Genomic DNA, 19,095 nt, shown 5'->3' with positions numbered 1-19,095 from the left:
GCCGGCCCGGTCAGCGGCGGACGGCCACCAGCAGGCCGTCGCCGGTGGGCAGCATCGCGCTCAGCACCCGCTCGTCGTCCCGCAGGCTCCGCCCGACCTCGCGGATGACCGTCGTGGTCTCGTCGCGCCGGGCGGGGTCGGCGACCCGGTCGTGCCACAGCGCGTTGTCGACGGCGAGCACACCCCCGGGCCGCAGCAGCCGCAGCGCCTGCTCGACGTACCCCGGGTAGCCCTCCTTGTCGGCGTCGACGAAGACCATGTCGTAGGCGCCGTCGGTCAGCCGGGGCAGCACGTCGGCCGCCCGGCCGGAGATGGCGCGGGTGCGCGTGGGGCGCAGGCCGGCCTCCGCGAACGCCTGCTTGGCCGCCCGCTGGTGCTCAACCTCGACGTCGATGGTGGTCAGCACGCCGTCCACGGGCATCCCGCGCAGCAGGTACAGCGAGCCGACCCCCGCGCCGGTGCCCACCTCGACCACCGCGCGCGCCCGCAGGCTCGCCGTCAGCACGGACAGGACGGCCCCGCTGCCGGGCAGCACCGGGGTGCAGCCCAGCTGGCCGGCGCGCTCGCGGGCCCGCAGCAGCACGTCGTCCTCGGCCCGGAACTCCTCGGCGTAGACCCAGCTCTGCGTCTTGTCGGTGGAGATGGCGGCCTCCCGGCGGCTCGTGGGTGGGGCGGACGCCCGGTGGGCACGAGCGGTGCCCGGCGTCCCGCGCCGATGCTACTGCCGGCGGTGACGGGCCGTGGGGGGGGTGGGCACGCCGCGCCCGGGTCGACGCGCCGGGAGGACGCCGGGTGGATGCTCCGGGTCGACGCCCCGGCGGCCGCCGGGAAGGTGCGGACGGCCCGCGGTGTTAGGACGGTCGTGGGGCCGGTGCCCGCCTGGGACACTGGGAGGACCGACGGCGCTCGCCGTCGACAGAGGGGACAGGCGCGGATGGCCATGGGGACGCACGGCACGGACGGGGCCGCCGCACGGGCGGCCGGCCGGGTGGTGCCCGCGGAGCCGTGGACGGCGCCGTCGTGGGAGCAGATCGTCCAGGACCACTCCGCCCGCGTGTACCGGCTCGCCTACCGCCTGACCGGCAACAAGCACGACGCCGAGGACCTCACCCAGGAGGTGTTCGTCCGGGTGTTCCGGTCCCTGTCGACGTACACGCCCGGCACCTTCGAGGGCTGGCTGCACCGCATCACCACCAACCTGTTCCTGGACGGCGTGCGCCGCCGGCAGCGGATCCGGATCGACGCGATCGGCGACGACGCCGAGCGCCACCCCGCGACCGGGGAGCTGCAGGACCCGGTGCGCGGCTTCGAGCACGCGAACCTCGACCTGGACGTGCAGCGCGCGCTCGGTGACCTGTCGCCCGAGTACCGCGCCGCGGTCGTCCTGTGCGACATCGAGGGCCTGTCCTACGAGGAGATCGCGGTCACGCTGGGGATCAAGCTCGGCACCGTCCGCTCGCGCATCCACCGGGCACGCGCCCAGCTGCGCCGCGCGCTCGCGCACCGGGCGCCGGCCGCGCTGCTCGCGGCGGCCCCGGTCGCCGACCCCCTCGCCGAGCTGCGGGTGGTCCACCCGTGAGCCACCTCGGGACCTGGGTGAGCGCGCTGGTCGACGGGCAGCTGTCCCCGGCAGCCGCCGAGCGTGCCCTCGCGCACGTCGCGGCGTGCCCGGCGTGCGCCGACGAGGTGGCAGCGGCGCGCCAGGCGCGCCGCGCGCTGTCGGTCACCGGCGACGTGGCACCCGACCCCGAGCTGACCGCGCGCCTGCTGGCCCTCGCCGGGGATCTGCCGCCCGCGTCCGGGCACCCCGTGCGCCGCGACCCGCACCGTCCCGTCGTGCCGCTGGGGGAGTCGGCGTACGCGGTCCCGGCCCGGGCGCTCAGCGGTGAGCTGGGTCGGCGCCGGACCCCCGCACGGGTCCTGACCGGGGCGATCGTGGGCGCGGGCGTCGTCGTCGGCGGGCTGCTGGTGGTCGGGGAGCGTCCGCCGGTGGTGCCCGCGACCCACCCGGCCGCCGCGCTGACCGCGCTCGGTCAGGCACCCCAGGGGGCACCGGTGCACCAGGGCGTCGCGGAGCGCCAGCTCATGGCCACCATCGCCACGACGTCGGGCGGGGACGCCGGCACGGCCGCGGCCCGCCCCACCCCGGCCACGGTGCTGGCGTGGATGGACGAGCAGGGCTGGACCTGCCCGGACGCGCTGCCCGCCGGGTACGACGTCACGGCGGTCCGCCTGAGCGGGCCGGACCGCGAGGTGCTCGAGGTGGACCTGGCCGGTCCGCAGGGGCGGGTCGTGCTGACCGAGCAGCGCGGCCGGCTGGACGTCGCCTCGCTCGGACCGGTGGAACAGCGCACAATCGGCGGTCGGACCCTGTACGTCCTGTCCCACCACCCGTGGCACGCCGTGTGGCAGTCCGACGACACGGTGGTGTCCGTCGTCTCCGAGGCCCCGGCCGAGGAGGCGACCCAGATCGTGCATCACTTCCCCGCAACGGGGTACGACGACTCCGTCCCCGGCCGGCTGGGCCGGGGCTGGGACACGGTGACAGGAGCCTTGGCCGACCGATGACAGTCCACGAGCCGCAGGAGCCCGGCGCCTGGCCGCGCCCCGACCCGTTCGCCCCGCCGTCCCCCACGCGCGCCGGCGCCCCGGCGCCGGAGCACCGCTCCGCGCCGTCGGACGCCGGCGGCTACGCCCCGCCCCGAGACGGCGGCTACGCCCCGCCGCAGCCCACCGGCCACCCGGCCCCGGCGCACGGTGGGTGGCCCGCACCCGAGCAGCCCGCCCGGACCGGCCTCGGGCAGCCGTCCTCCCTCGGCACCGCGCCCTGGGGCCAGGCGGCGCACGACGTGCCCGCGTGGAGCGCAGGCGGACCCGGTGACCCGGCCGACCCCACGGCCCGGCCGCCCGAGCGGCGGCGGCGGTCGGTGGGTCTGCTGTGGCTCGTGCCGATGCTCCTGGTCTCGCTGCTGGCCGGGGCGGCCGGCGGCGTGCTCGCCACCCAGGCAGCCGACGACGGGCGCCTGGCCGACGCCGGGCTGCCGGTCGAGGTCGGCCCCGCCGACGAGGCCCGACCGGCGTCCAGCGTGGCCGGGATCGCCGGTGCGGTGCTGCCCAGCGTCGTCTCGATCGAGGTGACCACGGGCCAGGGCCGGGCGACCGGCTCCGGGTTCGTGCTGCGCCAGGACGGCTACCTGCTGACCAACAACCACGTCGTGGCCGGCGGCGCCGAGGACGGCTCGCAGATCCAGGTGCTGTTCTCCGACGGCACCGAGGAGCCCGCGACCATCGTCGGACGCACGAGCGACTACGACCTCGCCGTGCTCAAGGTCGAGCGCGACGGCCTCGAGCCGCTGCTGCTCGCGGACTCCGACGCCGTCGTGGTCGGCGACCCGGTGATCGCCATCGGCGCACCGCTCGGCCTGGAGGGCACGGTCACCACGGGCATCGTCAGCGCCCTGAACCGACCGGTCGAGGCCGGCGGCTCCGGCGAGCGCGCCTTCATCAACGCGATCCAGACCGACGCCGCGATCAACCCCGGGAACTCCGGCGGGCCGCTCGTGGACAGCGCCGGCCACGTCGTCGGCATCAACTCCGCGATCGCCCAGCCGCCCGGCGGCCAGGTGGCGTCGGGCAGCATCGGGCTCGGGTTCGCGATCCCGGCCAACCAGGCGCGGCGCACCGCCGAGGAGCTCATCGAGAGCGGCATCGCGACCTACCCGATCATCGGCGTGCTGCTCGACGAGACCTACTCGGGCGAGGGCGTCCAGGTGGCGACGAGCCAGCAGGGTGGCCAGCCGCCGGTCAGCGCCGGCGGACCGGCCGCGGACGCCGGCATCCGGCCGGGTGACGTCATCGTGGCCATCGACGGTCGTCCGGTGACCGAGCCGGACGAGCTCATCGTGTCCATCCGGGCGAGGGCCCCGGGGGACCCGGTGGTGCTGCGGGTGCGGACCGGGTCGGACGAGCGCGACGTCCGTGTGGTCCTCGACACGGCCACCAGCGACTGATCCGCTCGTTAGGGTTGCCCCGTGCTGGGCATCAACGGCGGGGAGTTCCTCCTGCTGATCGTCGTCGCCGTCGTGGTCGTGGGACCCGAGCGGCTGCCGCGCTATGCCGAGCAGCTGGCCGTGTGGGTGCGCACCGCACGGCGGTACGCGCTCAGCGCCAAGGACCGGGTCAGCGAGGAGCTCGGTGACGACGTGGGCGACGTCGACTGGGCGGCGCTGGACCCTCGGCGCTACGACCCGCGGCGGATCGTGCGCGAGGCCCTGCTCGACGACCTGCCGGGGCCGTCCCGGGCGGGCCGTCCAGCGGGTCCCCGGATGCCGGGCGCACCGGGCGCACCGACCGGGCCGGTCGCCCGCGGCTCGACGGCGATGGGGGCCGCCGCTGCGGCCGGTGGGGCCGGTGCCGCGGACGGCGCGGTCAGCGGCTCCGCGGCCGCCGGTGCGACGTCGCCGGTCGCCCCGTTCGACGACGAGGCGACCTGACCGCCGCACGTCGTCGGCCAGCGGCCGGACCTGCGAGAATGGTGCGATGTCCTCCCCGGTGACCGTGACCGACCAGGCCCTGCCCGTACGCCCCCGGATCTTCTCCGGGATGCAGCCCACCTCGGACTCGCTGCACCTGGGCAACCTGCTGGGCGCGCTCACCCAGTGGGTCGCCCTGCAGGACGACCACGACGCGATCTACTGCGTCGTCGACCTGCACGCGATGACGGTCAACCCCGACCCGGCCCTGCTGCGCGAGCGGACCCGCCGGACCGCGGCGCAGTACCTGGCGGCGGGCGTCGACCCGGCGCGGGCGCTGCTCTTCGTGCAGTCGCACGTGCCCGAGCACGCCGAGCTGGCGTGGGTGCTGTCCTGCCAGACGGGCTTCGGCGAGGCCGGCCGGATGACCCAGTTCAAGGACAAGTCCTCCAGGCAGGGCGCCGACGGCACGACGGTCGGCCTGTTCACCTACCCGGTGCTGATGGCCGCGGACATCCTGCTGTACGACACGCAGGTGGTGCCCGTGGGGGAGGACCAGCGCCAGCACCTGGAGCTGTCCCGCAACCTCGCCCAGCGGCTCAACGCGCGGTTCGGCGCGGGCACCGTCGTGGTCCCCGAGCCGCACATCGTCAAGGCGACCGCCAAGATCTACGACCTGCAGGACCCGACGGCGAAGATGAGCAAGTCGTCGTCGGCCCCGGCCGGGATCGTCGAGCTGCTCGACGACCCCAAGGTCGTCGCCAAGCGGATCCGGTCCGCGGTGACCGACACCGGTCGGGAGATCCGCTTCGACCCGGTCGACAAGCCGGGGGTGTCCAACCTGCTCACGATCCACTCCGCCTTCAGCGGACGGTCGGTCCAGCAGCTCGAGGACGACTACGCCGGCAAGGGCTACGGCGACCTCAAGGTCGACGTGGCCGACATCGTGGTCGAGGCCCTGCGGCCGTTCGGCGAGCGGTTCGCGCAGTACGTCGCAGACCCCGCGGCGCTGGACGACGTGCTCGCCGAGGGGGCCGAGCGGGCCCGGGCGATCGCCGGGGTCACCCTGGACCGCGTGTACGACCGGGTCGGGCTGCTGGGTGCGCGCGGCCGCCGGGGCGGGCGCGCGTGAGGCTGCCCGAGCGCTCGGGCGACCAGGTGCGGATCGGGGTCGCGATCGGCGTGCCGGCCCCGATCGGACCGGTGCTGCAGGACGCCCGCGCCCGGTTCGGCGACCCGCTCGCGCAGGCGATCCCGCCGCACATCACCCTGCTCGGCCCCACCGTGGTCGAGCCGGACGAGCTCGGGGTCGTCTCGGCGCACCTGGAGGACGTGGCCCGGAGCGCGCAGACGTTCACCGTGCACCTGAGGGGCACCGGGTCGTTCCGCCCGGTGTCGCCGGTCGTGTTCGTCCAGGTGGTCCAGGGCATCGCCCAGTGCGAGCGCCTGGAGCGCGCGGTGCGGTCCGGACCCCTCGCCCAGGACCTGCGCTTCCACTACCACCCGCACGTCACCGTCGCCCACGAGGTGCCCGACGACGCCCTGGACCGCGCCTTCGCCGAGCTCGCGCCGTTCGAGGCACGGTTCGCGGTGGACGCCATCTCGGTCTACGAGCACGGCGACGACGGGGTCTGGCGGCCGGTGCGCGACTACCCGCTGGCCCGGGATGCCCGCCCGGAGCCGCGCTCGTAGGGTCGCGGCATGGTGACGGCCGGCACGAGGGCGACAGCGGGCACGCCGGCGCCCGACGGCGGCCGACGACGCCGCACCGGCGCCGTGCGTGCCGAACTGTCGCCCGGCGCCGGCGCCGGCGGGCCCGGCCCGGTCGGGCGGCTGACGGCACGGCTCGCCGCACTGTGGACGTGGTGGCTGCAGACCCGTCCCGCACGCGCCGTGGCCCGGTTCGGCGCCGCCGGTGGCGGCGTGCTGACCGGCGGGATCGCCTACAGCGCGCTGTTCTCGGTGTCCGCGGCCCTCGCGCTGGGGTACACGATCTTCATGGCGGTCCTGGGCGACAACGCCGCGCTGCGCGAGGACGTGCTGACCACGGTCGACGCGACCCTGCCCGGGCTGGTCGACCTCGGCGACGGCGGACTGCTGCAGCCCGACGACCTGGTGCTCAGCGCCGGTCTGAACCTGGCGGGCGTCGCCGCCGTCGCCGTCCTGCTGTTCAGCGCGTCGCTGTCCATGGCGGCCCTGCGGACGGCCGTCCGCGCCGTGCTCGGCGTCCCCACCGCGGCCCAGAACCTGCTGCTCGGCAAGCTGCGCGAGGTCGGTGCGGTCTTCGCCGTCGCGGTCGCGATCCTCGTCTCCACGGTGCTGACCCTCGCGGTGACCTGGCTCGCCGGCTGGCTGCTGACGCTGCTCACCCTGGACGAGGCGGTCCGGGTCGTCGCGCGGGTGCTCGGCGTGGTGGTCGCCTTCGTCATGGACGCGGTGGTCTTCGTGCTCGTCGTCCGGGCGCTGGCGAACGTCCGCCCGCCGCGCCGCGACCTGGTCGGCGGGGCGCTCATCGCGGCGACCGGCATCGGCGCGGTGCGGCTGCTGGGCACCAGCATCGTCGCCGGCAGCGCGGACCGCAGCGCGCTGGTGGCGTCCTTCACCGTGCTGCTGACGCTGCTGGTGTGGATCAACCTGCTCGCTCGCATCGTCCTGCTCGCCGCGGCGTGGACCGCCGACCCGCCGCGACCCGAGGACGACGACGACGCGGTCGCGCAGGCCACGCCCGTCCCGGTGCGCACCACCGACTGACGCACCGACGGCCCGGCCCCCGCGGTGGGGGACCGGGCCGTCGTCGGGCGGCGTGGAGCGGGCCGACCTCTAGAAGGCGCGGGTGATCATCGCCCGCTTGACCTCCTGGATGGCCTTGGTGATCTGGATGCCGCGCGGGCACGCCTCGGTGCAGTTGAAGATCGTGCGGCAGCGCCACACGCCCTCCTTGTCGTTGAGGATCTCCAGGCGCTGCGCGGCGCCGTCGTCCCGGCTGTCGAAGATGAACCGGTGCGCGTTGACGATCGCGGCCGGGCCGAAGTACTGCCCGTCGGTCCAGAACACCGGGCACGAGGACGTGCAGGCCGCGCACAGGATGCACTTGGTGGTGTCGTCGAAGCGTTCCCGCTGCTCCGCCGACTGCAGCCGCTCGCGGGTCGGCTCGTTCCCGCCGGTGACCAGGAACGGCATGATCTCGCGGTAGGAGGCGAAGAACGGCTCCATGTCGACGATGAGGTCCTTCATCACCGGCAGGCCCTTGAGCGGCTCGACGGTGATGGGCTTGTCCGGGTTGAGGTCCTTGAGCAGGACCTTGCACGCGAGCCGGTTGCGACCGTTGATCCGCATCGCGTCCGAGCCGCACACGCCGTGCGCGCACGAGCGGCGGAACGACAGCGAGCCGTCGACGTCCCACTTGACCTTGTGCAGGGCGTCCAGGAGGCGGTCGGTGCCGTAGGCGGTGACCGTGAACTCCTCCCAGTACGCCTCGTCGCCGTGCGTCTCGACGTTGTACCGGCGGATGCGCAGGGTGACGTCGAAGCTGGGGACCGCCCCGACCTCGCCGCCCGCCGAGCTCTGCGTGCTCTCGGTGGCGGCCGGGGACTGCATGGTGGTGGACATCAGTACTTACGCTCCATCGGCTCGTACCGCGTCATGATGACGGGCTTGTAGTCCAGGACGATGTCGAAGGTCCCGGGTGCGGACGTGCCGGGGCCCGACGGGGCCTCGGAATGGGGTCGGTCGCCGGACGCCGCGGGACGCCGGTAGGCCATCGTGTGCTTCATGTAGCCGGCGTCGTCGCGCTGGGGGAAGTCCTCCCGGAAGTGCCCGCCGCGCGACTCCTGCCGGTTGAGGGCCCCGACGACGACGACCTCGGCGATGTCGAGCAGGAAGCCCAGCTCGAGGGCCTCGAGCAGGTCGGTGTTGAAGACCTTGCCCTTGTCCTGCACGCTCACGTGCCGGTACCGCTCCTGCAGGGCCGCGATGTCGGCCAGCGCCTGGCGCAGCGACTCCTCGGTGCGGAACACCTGGGCGTTGGCGTCCATGGTGTTCTGCAGGTCGCGGCGCACGTGCGCGACCCGCTCGCCCGACGGCAGCGTCCGCATCCGCTCGAGCTCGGCGACGACGCCGCCCTCGGGGTCCTGCGGCGTCTCGACCCAGTCCGCGCCCACCGCGTACTCGGCCGCCGCGATCCCGGCCCGCTTGCCGAAGACGTTGATGTCCAGCAGCGAGTTGGTGCCCAGCCGGTTGGAGCCGTGCACGGACACACAGGCGACCTCACCGGCCGCGTACAGCCCGCGGACGGTGTCGGAGTTGTTGCGCAGCACCTCGCCGAGGATGTTCGTCGGGACCCCGCCCATCGCGTAGTGCGCGGTCGGGTAGACCGGCACCGGCTCGGTGTACGGCTCGATGCCCAGGTACGTGCGGGCGAACTCGGTGATGTCCGGCAGCTTGGCGTCGATGTGCGCCGGCTCCAGGTGGGTCAGGTCCAGCAGGACGTAGTCCTTGTTGGGCCCGGCGCCGCGGCCCTCGCGGACCTCGTTCGCCATCGACCGGGCGACGATGTCACGCGGGGCGAGGTCCTTGATGGTGGGCGCGTAGCGCTCCATGAACCGCTCGCCGTCGCTGTTGCGCAGGATGCCGCCCTCACCGCGCGCGGCCTCCGACAGCAGGATGCCCAGGCCCGCCAGACCGGTCGGGTGGAACTGGAAGAACTCCATGTCCTCCAGCGGGATCCCGCGGCGGAACGCCAGCGCCATGCCGTCACCGGTGAGCGTCTGGGCGTTGGACGTCGTCTTGTAGATCTTGCCGGCCCCACCGGTCGCGAAGACGACCGACTTGGCCTTGAACAGGTGGATCTCGCCGGTCGCGAGCTCGTAGGCGACGACGCCGGAGACCGCGACCTCCTCGCCGTCCGCGACCTCGCCGGTGGTGAGGTCGTGGCTCAGCAGCACGTCCAGGACGTAGAACTCGTTGAAGAACTCGACGTCGTTCTTCACGCACTGCTGGTAGAGGGTCTGCAGGATCATGTGGCCGGTGCGGTCGGCGGCGTAGCACGACCGGCGCACGGCGGCCTCGCCGTGGTTGCGGGTGTGCCCACCGAAGCGGCGCTGGTCGATCTTGCCCTCGGGCGTGCGGTTGAACGGCAGGCCCATCTTCTCCAGGTCGAGGACGGCGTCGATGGCCTCCTTGGCCATCACCTCGGCGGCGTCCTGGTCGACGAGGTAGTCACCGCCCTTGACCGTGTCGAAGGTGTGCCACTCCCAGTTGTCCTCCTCGACGTTCGCCAGGGCGGCGCACATGCCGCCCTGCGCGGCGCCCGTGTGCGAGCGCGTCGGGTAGAGCTTGGAGATCACGGCCGTGCGGGTGCGCTTGGAGGACTCGAGCGCCGCGCGCATCCCGGCGCCGCCGGCACCGACGATGACGACGTCGTACTGATGGGTCTGCATCGGGTGCAGTGCCTTTCGATGGGACGAACGGTGGCGCACAGCGCCCGGGGCGACGACGCGGACCGCGCGTCAGGTGGTGCAGAAGGACGGCAGCAGGTCGGCCGCCGCGCCCGGGGGGCACGGGTCGAAGGTGAAGATGACCAGCGTGCCGAGGGTGACCACCACGACGAACGCCGTGTAGAGCGCGATCTTCAGCCACATGCGCAGCCCGTCGCGCTCGGCGTAGTCGTTGATGATCGTCCGCACGCCGTTGGTGCCGTGCAGCATCGCGAGCCACAGCATGACCAGGTCCCACACCTGCCAGAACGGGGACGCCCACTTGCCGGCGACGAAGCCGAAGTCGATCGCGCTGATCCCCTCGCCCGCCACGAGGTTGACGAACAGGTGCGCGAAGATCAGCACCAGCAGCACCACGCCGGACGCCCGCATGAACACCCAGCCGTACAGCTCGAAGTTGCCGCGGGTGGTCTTGCGCCGCTGGTACGCCTGACCGGGGTTCTCGATCGGCAGCCGGGCGGCTGCCTGCGTCGTCGTCGTCATCACTCGCCTCCGAAGACGTGCATGAGGTGCCGCGGCAGGAAGCCGGCCATGGTCACCACGAACAGGCCCATCACGACCCAGAGCATCACGCGCTGGTACCGGGTGCCCTTGGACCAGAAGTCGACCAGCATGATCCGGATGCCGTTGAAGGCGTGGAACACGACGGCGGCGACCAGCCCGGCCTCGCCCAGCCCCATGACGGGGTTCTTGTAGGTGCCGATCACGGCGTCGTACGCCTCGGGGGACACCCGGACGAGGGACGTGTCGAGCACGTGGACGAGCAGGAAGAAGAAGATGGCGACGCCGGTCACGCGGTGCGCGACCCAGGACCACATGCCTTCACGGCCGCGGTAGAGCGTGCCTGCGGGGGCGCTGGGCACTTCGGCCTCCAGGCTGACGTGTGCGGATGACGAGTGCGGATGACGTGAGGGACGACGCCGTCCGGTGACCGGACCACTGTAATGACACCGCGTCGGCACGCGCGTCGCGCCAGGGGCCGTCAGGGGCCCGTCACAGCCCTTTGTGACCAAGTGCACAGGCGGGCGGCCCCGGCGCGGTCACTACCGTGACCGCATGACGACCACACCCGACGGACCTCTGCCCGGCTTCCACGCGGTGATCCCGGCCGGGGGCGCGGGCACCCGGCTGTGGCCGCTGTCGCGGTCCGGGGCGCCGAAGTTCCTGCACGACCTGACCGGCAGCGGGCGCAGCCTGCTGCAGGCGACGGTGGACCGGCTCGAGCCGCTCACCGGTGCGGGCTGCGTGCTGGTGGTCACCGGCGAGCGCCACGTCGACGCCGTCCGCGGCCAGCTGCCCGCGCTGGCGGCCGACCAGGTGCTCGCCGAGCCGTCGCCGCGGGACTCCATGGCCGCGATCGGGCTGGCCGCCGCGGTGCTCGCGCAGCGGCACGGCGACGTCGTGCTCGGCTCGTTCGCCGCCGACCAGGTGATCCAGGGGACCCGCGCGTTCGAGCAGGCCGTCCGGGAGGGGGTCGAGGCCGCCCGCGCGGGGTACGTGGTGACCGTCGGGATCGCGGCGTCGCACGCGTCGACCGCCTTCGGGTACGTCCGGTCCGGGGCGGGCCTCGGCCTGCCGGCGGCGCCCACCGCGCTGCACGCGGTGGGGTTCACCGAGAAGCCGGACGTCGCCACCGCGACCGCCTACCTCGCCACGGGCGAGTACCGGTGGAACGCCGGCATGTTCCTGGTCCGCACGACCGTGCTGCTCGACCACCTCGCCGAGCAGCGCCCCGCGCTGCACGCGGGCCTGCGCACGCTGGCCGCGGCGTGGGACACCCCCGACCGCGCCCGCGTGCTCGCGGACGTGTGGCCCGGGCTGGAGCGCATCGCGATCGACCACGCGATCGCCGAGCCGGTCGCCGCCGCGGGGGGCGTGGCCGTGGTCCCGGGTGACTTCGGCTGGGACGACGTCGGCGACTTCGCCTCGCTGTCCACGCTGCTGCCGCCGGTGGGTGACGGCGCGGACGGCGCCCGCGTCCTGGGGGACGACGACGCCGTGGTGCGGCTGGACTCGCTCGGCTCGCTCGTGGTGGCCGGGTCCGACCGGCTGGTGGCGGTGCTCGGCATCGACGACGTCGTGGTCGTCGACACCCCCGACGCCCTGCTGGTGACCACCCGGGCGCGCGCCCAGCAGGTCAAGGACGTCGTCGAGGCGGTCCGCGCCCGGGGGGTCGACCGCCTGCTCTGAGCTGCGTTCCCACCGTGCACCCCCGGGTCGGTGCGGGTGCGTGCCGGTCGCTGCGGGGTGGGGTCCCGGGGGGGCCGGTGCGCCCGCCGGCCGATCGCGTCGTTAGGCTCGGGCCGTGCCCATCGACGTCGCCACCTCCGTGGACAGCCTGGTCGAGTCGCTCGTCCCCGAGCTCATCGAGATCCGGCGCGACCTGCACGCGCACCCCGAGCTGGGCCGGACCGAGCAGCGGAGCACGTCGGTCGTGGCGGACCGGCTGCGCGCCGCGGGCCTCGAGCCGCGGCTGCTCCCCGGCAGCGGCCTGGTGTGCGACATCGGTCCCGGCCCTGCGGTGACCGGGCGGCGCCGGGTCGTGCTGCGGGCCGACCTCGACGCGCTGCCGCTGGCCGACACGTGCGAGGAGCCCTGGCACTCGCAGGTCAGCGGCGTCGCGCACGCGTGCGGGCACGACGTGCACACCGCCGTCGTCCTCGGCGCGGGGCTGGCTCTCGCGCAGGTCGCGCAGGCAGGGGGACTGCCGACCGGCGTGCGGCTGGTGTTCCAGGCCGCGGAGGAGGTCCAGCCCGGCGGCGCGCTCGACGCGATGGCCGCGGGCGTGCTCGACGGGGTCTCGCACCTGTTCGCCGTGCACTGCGACCCGCACCTGGACGTGGGACGCATCGGCACCCGCATCGGGCCCATCACGTCCGCGTCGGACGAGGTGACGGTCGTGGTCAGCGGTGGCGGCGGGCACACCTCGCGCCCGCACCTGACCGGCGACGTCGTCTTCGCGCTCGGCCAGGTGATCACCCAGGTGCCCGCGGTCCTCGGACGACGGCTCGACCCCCGCTCGGGGGTGAACCTGACCTGGGGCGCGGTCCAGGCTGGGTCGGCGCACAACGCGATCCCGTCCTCGGGCTCGGTCCGCGGCACGCTGCGGTGCCTCGACGTGCGCGCGTGGGAGCGGACGTCGCAGGTGTTCCACCAGGCGGTGGAGCAGGTGCTCGCGCCGTTCGGGGTGGACGTGGACATCCGGCACGCGCGCGGCGTCCCGCCGGTCGAGAACGACGCCTGGTCGACCGGCGTCCTGGAGCGGGCCGCCCGGGACGTCCTGGCCGAGGGGGCGGTGACCCTGACCGAGCAGTCCCTCGGCGGGGAGGACTTCGCGTGGTACCTGACGAAGGTCCCCGGCGCGATGGCGCGGCTGGGCACCCGCACCCCCGGGGGGCGGACCTACGACATCCATCAGGGTGATTTCCGGGTCGACGAGCGCGCGGTCGGCGTCGGGGCCCGGTTGCTCGCCCGCGCGGCCGTCCTCGCAGGCAGCGAGCACGGCGGGGCCGCGACGGACGGCGTCGGCAAGGTCGCGAATCCGTAACGAACCCCCCGGCGTACCCACCGGTAACCAGGGCGTGCGCACGGCATGGGTAGGGTGCGCTGCACACCCAGCCGACCGGCCCCGCCGAGCGGGAGGCGACGCCTGACGTGGTGGTCGCAGCCCATCGGACGCCCGCGGCGTCCAGACCCCAGGAGTAGACGTGAACACTGTGATGCGAGTCGGTGGCCTGGCCGCCGCGACCGCCCTGGTGCTGACCGCATGTGCGGCCGCGCCGGAGGAGACCGAGGAGACCGCCGGCGGCGGCTCGACCGCCGACGCCGCCACGGACTTCACCGCCTGCATCGTCTCGGACGCCGGCGGCTTCGACGACCGCAGCTTCAACCAGCTGAGCTTCGAGGGGGCGCAGCGCGCCGCCGAGGAGCTGGGCGCGGACTTCCGCGACGTCCAGTCCGACTCCGCCTCGGACTACCAGGGCAACATCGAGTCGCTGGTCTCCGAGGGCTGCAACTCCATCGTCGCCGTCGGGTTCGCGCTGTCCGCCGCCACGGTCGAGTCGGCCACCGCCAACCCCGACATCGACTACATCCTGGTCGACGACGCCGCGGACAACGACTTCGACGGCGAGAAGGACGCCGAGAACGTCAAGCCGCTGCTCTACAACACCGCCGAGGCCGCGTTCCTCGCCGGCTACCTCGCCGCGGGCTACTCCGAGGCCGGCAAGGTCGGCACCTTCGGCGGCCAGCCGTTCCCGACCGTGACCATCTTCATGGACGGCTTCAAGCAGGGCGTCGAGTACTACAACGAGGTCAAGGGCACCTCGGTCGAGGTGGTCGGCTACCAGGGCGGCGAGCAGGGCTCCTTCACCGGTGGCTTCGAGGCCAACGACACCGCCAAGGGCGTCGCCGCGGGCATCATCGACCAGGGTGTCGACGTGCTGCTGCCGGTCGGCGGGCCGATCTACCAGTCGGCCATGGACGCGATCGCCGACTCCGGCCGCGAGATCGCCCTCGTCGGGGTGGACGCCGACTTCTACGAGAGCGACCCGAGCACGCAGGACCTCGTGCTGACCTCCATCCTCAAGGGCATGGACGTCTCCACGTACGAGGCCGTCATGGCCGCCGGCGAGGGGGAGTTCGACCCCGAGGCGTACGTCGGCACGCTCGAGAACGGCGGCGTCGGGCTGGCCCCGCTGCACAACTTCGAGGACGACGTCGACCCGGCCCTGATGGCCGAGGTCGAGGAGCTGCAGCAGGCCATCATCGACGGTGAGGTCCAGGTCGAGTCGTACCTCGGCTGACACCGACTCTGCCGGGGAGGTCGCACCGCGGCCTCCCCGGCAGCGTGCCGTCACCCCGCCGGCACACCACGGCACGCGCCGGCACGTCCCCGCCCGTGGCAGCACGCGCGGACCCTCATCCCCCGGACCCGCAAGGAGCGCGCAGTGACGCTCGAGCTTCGCGGCATCACCAAGCGCTTCGGCGCGCTGGTGGCCAACGACCACATCGACCTCACCGTCCGGGCGGGGGAGATCCACTGCCTGCTCGGCGAGAACGGCGCCGGCAAGTCGACGCTGATGAACGTCCTGTACGGCCTGTACACGGCCGACGAGGGCGAGGTGCTCATCGACGGCGAGGTGCAGCGGTTCTCCGGGCCGGGCGACGCCATGGCGGCCGGCATCGGCATGGTGCACCAGCACTTCATGCTCATCCCCGTGTTCACGGTCGCCGAGAACGTCATGCTGGGCCACGAGCAGACCCGGTCGGGCGGCCGGCTGGACCTCGAGGCCGCCCGGGAGACGGTGCGCGACATCGCGGCCCGCTTCGGGTTCCACGTCGACCCCGACGCCGTCGTCGAGGACCTGCCGGTGGGCGTCCAGCAGCGGGTGGAGATCATCAAGGCGCTCTCGCGGGACGCGAAGGTGCTCGTGTTCGACGAGCCCACCGCGGTCCTCACGCCGCAGGAGACCGACGAGCTGATGGCGATCATGCGCCAGCTGCGCGAGTCCGGCGCGGCGATCGTGTTCATCACGCACAAGCTGCGCGAGGTGCGTGAGGTCGCCGACCGGATCACCGTCGTGCGGCGCGGGGCCGTGGTGGGGGAGGCCGACCCGGGCGCGACCGACGCCGAGCTCGCCGCCCTGATGGTCGGCCGCCCGGTCGAGCTCACCGTGCACAAGGACGCCCCGGTCCCCACCGGCGCGGGCCTGGAGGTGTCCGGGCTGACCATCACCGACCCGCGCGGGACGGTCGTCGTCGACGACGTGAGCTTCACGGTCGACGGCGGCGAGGTGCTCGTCATCGCGGGCGTGCAGGGCAACGGCCAGACCGAGCTCGCGGAGGCGCTCGTCGGGCTGCAGCGGGCGCAGTCCGGGAGCATCCGGCTGGACGGTCGCGAGCTGCTCGGCCGGTCCGTGCGACGCATCCTGGACGCCGGCGTCGGATTCGTCCCGGAGGACCGCAACGTCGACGGTCTTGTCGGCGACTTCACGGTCGCCGAGAACCTCGTCCTGAACCGCACCGACGGGCCGCCGTTCGCGCGCGCCGGCGTGCTGCAGCTCGGGGCCCGCGACGACTTCGCGCGGGCCAAGGTCGACGAGTTCGACATCCGCACGCAGGGCATCGACTCGCCGGTGGGGCGGCTGTCCGGCGGCAACCAGCAGAAGGTCGTGCTGGCCCGCGAGCTGTCGCGTGACCTGCGGCTGCTCGTCGCCGCCCAGCCGACCCGCGGGGTGGACGTCGGGTCCATCGAGTTCATCCACAAGCGCATCGTCGAGACGCGCACGGCCGGCGTCCCCGTCGTCGTGCTGTCCACCGAGCTGGACGAGGCCGTCTCGCTCGGCGACCGGATCCTGGTGATGTACCGCGGACGCGCGGTCGGCATCGTGCCGGCGACCACGCCGCGGGACGTCCTCGGCCTGATGATGGCCGGCATCGCGCCCACGACGACTGGAGCGGCATGAGCACCACCGGCCCCGACGACCGACGCACCGGCCGACCGGCCGACCCGCCGCAGCCGCCGCAGGACGCGGCCGGTGAGGTCGAGGTCGACGCCGCCACCCCGGGGACCGAGCGCGCGCGCGGCCTCGAGCGTGCCTCGCAGGGTCCGGCCGACCCGCGCTGGCCCGACGCGTTCGCCCGGATGGTCTCGGGCAGCTGGGCGGTGTCCATCGGCGCCGTCGTGCTCGCCGTCCTGGGCGGGTCGATCATGATCGCGCTCACCGACGAGGCCGTGCGTGAGGCGTCCGCCTACTTCTTCTCCCGTCCCGGTGACACGCTCGGGGCGATCGGCAGCGCCGTCGGCGGCGCGTACGCCGCACTGTTCCGCGGCGCGGTGTGGGACGTCCGCGCCGACGACGCCGCCACCGCGATCCGGCCGCTGATGAACTCGCTGACCTACGCCACCCCGCTGATCGCGGCCGGCCTGGGCGTCGCCCTGGCGTTCCGGGCGGGGCTGTTCAACATCGGCGGGCAAGGGCAGATCCTGGTCGCCGCCGCCGCCGCGGGCTGGGTCGGGTTCGGGGTGGACGCCCCGTGGCCGCTGCACATGCTGCTGGCGATGGTCGCCGGGATCGCGGCCGGGGCGCTGTGGGCCGGGATCGCCGGTCTGCTCAAGGCCACCACCGGGGCGCACGAGGTGATCGTCACGATCATGCTCAACTACATCGCGTTCTACGGGCTGTCCTACCTGCTCGCGACGCCCGGTCTGCTGCAGGCGCCGGGGTCGGCGAACCCGCGGACCCCCGCCATGCAGGACTCCGCGATCATGCCGGACCTGCTCGGCCCGCGGTACAACCTGCACCTGGGCTTCGTGTTCGTGCTGATCGCGGTGGCCTTCGTGTGGTGGCTGCTCAACCGCTCGACGCTCGGATTCACCTTCCGTGCGGTGGGGGAGAACCCCGCCGCCGCCCGGGTCGCCGGCATGGACGTCCCGCGGGCCACGGTCTCGGTGATGCTCGTCGCCGGCGGGCTGCTCGGTCTGGCGGGCACCACCCAGGTGCTGGGCCAGGTGACCACCGGGTTCGGGTCGGACATCGACGCCGGCATCGGGTTCGACGCGATCACCGTGGCCCTGCTCGGCCGCTCCGCGCCGCTCGGCGTGCTCGCGGCGGCGATCCTGTTCGGCGCCTTCAAGGCCGGCGGCTCGGTGATGCAGGCCTCGGAGGGTGTCCCGATCGAGATCGTGCTGGTCGTGCAGTCGCTCATCGTCCTCTTCATCGCCGCGCCGCCCCTCGTGCGCGCCGTGTTCCGCCTGCCGCAGCCCGGGCCGCGTCAGTCGGGCCGCGGTGCCGGGGGCCGAGCGCGCCGCACCCGGAAGGAGGTGTCGGCATGAGCACGGTCGCCACCGTCCCCGCCGGCGCACCCGCGGACGCCGCCCGCCACGTGCGGGTGGTCAGCCGCAAGGCGCCTGTCGCGTTCGCCGTCGTGACCGGCCTGTTCGCGCTGCTGCTGCTGCTCGCCCCGCGCGAGGGCGACACGCTGTTCCGGTTCTCCTCCGGCACCGAGGTGCTGTCCCTGCCGGACGCCGCCGTGCCCGGCATGGTCACGGCGTGGGTGTGCACGGCGATCGCCGCGGCCGTCACCGCCGCGGCGTTCACGCTGCTGGCCGCCGGTCGGCGGGTCCCGCTGGTGCTCACGCTGGCGCTGGCGCTGGCGCTGCTGGTCGGATTCCTCGCCTGGGCCGGCGCGGGCAGCAGCCGCGACTTCTCGGTGGCCCGGCTCGTGGGCGGGTCGATCCTGCTCGCCGTCCCGATCGTCTTCGGCGCCCTCGGTGGCGTGATCGGCGAGCGCGTGGGCGTGGTGAACATCGCCATCGAGGGCCAGCTCCTCGCGGGCGCCTTCTGCGCCGCCGTGGCCAGCTCGCTGACGAACAGCCCGGTGGTCGGGGTCGTCGCGGCGGTCCTGGCCGGGGCGCTGGTCGCGCTGGTGCTCGGCCTGTTCACCATCACCTACCGGGTCAACCAGGTCATCGTGGGTGTGGTGCTCAACGTCCTGGTGATCGGCCTGACGAGCTTCCTGTACACCCAGGTGCTCGTGCCGGGCGCGGCGGAGCTGAACCAGACCGAGCGCTTCGGTCCGGTGGCGATCCCGGTGCTGTCGGCCGTCCCCGTGCTGGGGCCGGCGCTGTTCGAGCAGTCGGTCCTGGTCTACCTCATGTACCTCGCGGTGCCGGCGGTGTGGTTCGCGATGTTCCGCACCCGGTGGGGGCTGCGACTGCGCGCCGTCGGCGAGCACCCCAAGGCCGCGGACACCGTCGGGATCAAGGTGCCGCGCACGCGGTACCGCACGCTGCTGATCGCCGGCGGCATCGTCGGGATCGGCGGCGCCTTCTACACGGTCGTGTCCGTCTCCTCGTTCGGTGAGGAGATGACGGCCGGCGCCGGCTTCATCGCGCTCGCCGCGGTGATCTTCGGCAAGTGGGACCCGGTCCGGGCCGCGCTCGCGGCGCTGCTCTTCGGCTTCGCCTCGAACCTCGAGGGCGCCCTGAGCGTCGTCGGGGCCCCGGTGCCCAGCCAGTTCATGCTCATGCTGCCGTACGTGGTGACGATCCTCGCGGTCGCCGGCCTCGTGGGGCGCTCGCGGCCGCCGGCGGCGTCCGGCGAGCCGTACACCAAGGAGTGACC

Annotated in this window: 18 protein-coding genes; 13 read left to right on the top strand and 5 right to left on the bottom strand. The window is 73.9% G+C overall.

The window, feature by feature from the left end; all coding sequences use genetic code 11:
• Positions 1–10: 10 nt before the first annotated feature.
• Positions 11–643 (bottom strand): O-methyltransferase, encoded by a 633-nt coding sequence (locus tag Q0840_RS10730; protein WP_298459570.1) that lies wholly within the window; start codon positions 641–643, stop codon positions 11–13.
• Between the two features lie 297 nt (positions 644–940).
• Between Q0840_RS10730 and sigE the strand changes: the two genes are divergently transcribed.
• Genes sigE through Q0840_RS10695 form a run of 7 tightly spaced genes read left to right on the top strand, consistent with a single transcriptional unit; the run spans position 941 to position 7,223 of the window.
• Positions 941–1,579 (top strand): RNA polymerase sigma factor SigE, encoded by a 639-nt coding sequence (sigE, locus tag Q0840_RS10725; protein WP_298459569.1) that lies wholly within the window; start codon positions 941–943, stop codon positions 1,577–1,579.
• Positions 1,576–2,568 (top strand): anti-sigma factor, encoded by a 993-nt coding sequence (locus Q0840_RS10720; protein ID WP_298459462.1) that lies wholly within the window; start codon positions 1,576–1,578, stop codon positions 2,566–2,568. The genes sigE and Q0840_RS10720 overlap by 4 nt, the downstream gene beginning before the upstream one ends.
• On the top strand, positions 2,565–4,010 hold the full coding sequence (locus Q0840_RS10715; RefSeq protein WP_298459461.1) for a S1C family serine protease: 1,446 nt from the start codon (positions 2,565–2,567) through the stop codon (positions 4,008–4,010). Before Q0840_RS10720 ends, Q0840_RS10715 begins: the two co-directional genes overlap by 4 nt.
• Before the next feature lie 21 nt (positions 4,011–4,031).
• The gene (locus Q0840_RS10710; RefSeq protein ID WP_298459460.1) at positions 4,032–4,493 is read left to right on the top strand and encodes a Sec-independent protein translocase TatB; all 462 of its coding nucleotides are present in this window, start codon (positions 4,032–4,034) and stop codon (positions 4,491–4,493) included.
• 46 nt (positions 4,494–4,539) lie between these two features.
• The gene (gene trpS / locus Q0840_RS10705) at positions 4,540–5,604 is read left to right on the top strand and encodes a tryptophan--tRNA ligase (protein ID WP_298459459.1); all 1,065 of its coding nucleotides are present in this window, start codon (positions 4,540–4,542) and stop codon (positions 5,602–5,604) included.
• A complete protein-coding gene (locus tag Q0840_RS10700; RefSeq protein ID WP_298459458.1) occupies positions 5,601–6,164 on the top strand; it encodes a 2'-5' RNA ligase family protein in 564 nt (187 codons plus the stop codon). Before trpS ends, Q0840_RS10700 begins: the two co-directional genes overlap by 4 nt.
• Before the next feature lie 9 nt (positions 6,165–6,173).
• Complete coding sequence (locus Q0840_RS10695; protein ID WP_298459457.1) at positions 6,174–7,223, top strand: YihY/virulence factor BrkB family protein; 1,050 nt, start codon at positions 6,174–6,176, stop codon at positions 7,221–7,223.
• A gap of 69 nt (positions 7,224–7,292) precedes the next feature.
• On the opposite strand, the gene Q0840_RS10690 is transcribed toward Q0840_RS10695, so the two are convergent.
• The 4 genes from Q0840_RS10690 to sdhC all read right to left on the bottom strand — a co-directional run bounded on the left by Q0840_RS10690 (position 7,293) and on the right by sdhC (position 10,830).
• On the bottom strand, positions 7,293–8,069 hold the full coding sequence (locus Q0840_RS10690) for a succinate dehydrogenase iron-sulfur subunit (protein ID WP_298459568.1): 777 nt from the start codon (positions 8,067–8,069) through the stop codon (positions 7,293–7,295).
• An 11-nt stretch (positions 8,070–8,080) separates the two neighbouring features.
• On the bottom strand, positions 8,081–9,910 hold the full coding sequence (sdhA, locus tag Q0840_RS10685) for a succinate dehydrogenase flavoprotein subunit (RefSeq protein ID WP_298459456.1): 1,830 nt from the start codon (positions 9,908–9,910) through the stop codon (positions 8,081–8,083).
• Positions 9,911–9,979: 69 nt separating this feature from the next.
• The gene (locus Q0840_RS10680) at positions 9,980–10,450 is read right to left on the bottom strand and encodes a succinate dehydrogenase hydrophobic membrane anchor subunit (protein WP_298459455.1); all 471 of its coding nucleotides are present in this window, start codon (positions 10,448–10,450) and stop codon (positions 9,980–9,982) included.
• A complete protein-coding gene (gene sdhC, locus Q0840_RS10675; RefSeq protein ID WP_298459454.1) occupies positions 10,450–10,830 on the bottom strand; it encodes a succinate dehydrogenase, cytochrome b556 subunit in 381 nt (126 codons plus the stop codon). The genes Q0840_RS10680 and sdhC overlap by 1 nt, the downstream gene beginning before the upstream one ends.
• Positions 10,831–11,023: 193 nt before the next feature.
• Here sdhC and Q0840_RS10670 point away from each other — a divergent pair, with 193 nt between their 5' ends.
• From Q0840_RS10670 to Q0840_RS10645, 6 genes are all read left to right on the top strand, one after another.
• Positions 11,024–12,157, top strand: coding sequence for a mannose-1-phosphate guanylyltransferase (locus Q0840_RS10670; RefSeq protein ID WP_298459453.1), 1,134 nt, complete (start codon positions 11,024–11,026; stop codon positions 12,155–12,157).
• A 115-nt stretch (positions 12,158–12,272) separates the two neighbouring features.
• On the top strand, positions 12,273–13,514 hold the full coding sequence (locus Q0840_RS10665) for an amidohydrolase (RefSeq protein WP_298459452.1): 1,242 nt from the start codon (positions 12,273–12,275) through the stop codon (positions 13,512–13,514).
• Positions 13,515–13,674: 160 nt separating this feature from the next.
• Positions 13,675–14,772, top strand: a complete 1,098-nt coding sequence (locus Q0840_RS10660; RefSeq protein WP_298459451.1) for a BMP family protein — start codon at positions 13,675–13,677, stop codon at positions 14,770–14,772.
• Between the two features lie 144 nt (positions 14,773–14,916).
• Positions 14,917–16,434 (top strand): ABC transporter ATP-binding protein, encoded by a 1,518-nt coding sequence (locus Q0840_RS10655; protein WP_298459450.1) that lies wholly within the window; start codon positions 14,917–14,919, stop codon positions 16,432–16,434.
• Positions 16,431–17,804 (top strand): ABC transporter permease, encoded by a 1,374-nt coding sequence (locus Q0840_RS10650; RefSeq protein WP_298459449.1) that lies wholly within the window; start codon positions 16,431–16,433, stop codon positions 17,802–17,804. The genes Q0840_RS10655 and Q0840_RS10650 overlap by 4 nt, the downstream gene beginning before the upstream one ends.
• A complete protein-coding gene (locus Q0840_RS10645; protein ID WP_298459448.1) occupies positions 17,801–19,093 on the top strand; it encodes an ABC transporter permease in 1,293 nt (430 codons plus the stop codon). The genes Q0840_RS10650 and Q0840_RS10645 overlap by 4 nt, the downstream gene beginning before the upstream one ends.
• Positions 19,094–19,095: the final 2 nt, after the last annotated feature.

Source organism: uncultured Cellulomonas sp., from assembly GCF_947494015.1.
Classification (GTDB): Bacteria; Actinomycetota; Actinomycetes; order Actinomycetales; family Cellulomonadaceae; genus Pengzhenrongella.
The sequence above is the reverse complement of the archived record's forward strand: the minus strand, read 5'-3'. Positions and strand labels throughout refer to the sequence as shown.

Bases quoted from the DNA above. Each gene is read 5' to 3' on its own strand.
- sigE (WP_298459569.1), top strand. From the start codon at position 941: ATGGGGACGCACGGCACGGACGGGGCCGCCGCACGGGCGGCCGGCCGG.
- Q0840_RS10715 (WP_298459461.1), top strand. From the start codon at position 2,565: ATGACAGTCCACGAGCCGCAGGAGCCCGGCGCCTGGCCGCGCCCCGAC.
- trpS (WP_298459459.1), top strand. From the start codon at position 4,540: ATGTCCTCCCCGGTGACCGTGACCGACCAGGCCCTGCCCGTACGCCCC.
- Q0840_RS10695 (WP_298459457.1), top strand. From the start codon at position 6,174: ATGGTGACGGCCGGCACGAGGGCGACAGCGGGCACGCCGGCGCCCGAC.
- Q0840_RS10690 (WP_298459568.1), bottom strand. From the start codon at position 8,069: ATGCAGTCCCCGGCCGCCACCGAGAGCACGCAGAGCTCGGCGGGCGGC.
- sdhA (WP_298459456.1), bottom strand. From the start codon at position 9,910: ATGCAGACCCATCAGTACGACGTCGTCATCGTCGGTGCCGGCGGCGCC.
- Q0840_RS10680 (WP_298459455.1), bottom strand. From the start codon at position 10,450: ATGACGACGACGACGCAGGCAGCCGCCCGGCTGCCGATCGAGAACCCC.
- Q0840_RS10670 (WP_298459453.1), top strand. From the start codon at position 11,024: ATGACGACCACACCCGACGGACCTCTGCCCGGCTTCCACGCGGTGATC.
- Q0840_RS10650 (WP_298459449.1), top strand. From the start codon at position 16,431: ATGAGCACCACCGGCCCCGACGACCGACGCACCGGCCGACCGGCCGAC.
- Q0840_RS10645 (WP_298459448.1), top strand. From the start codon at position 17,801: ATGAGCACGGTCGCCACCGTCCCCGCCGGCGCACCCGCGGACGCCGCC.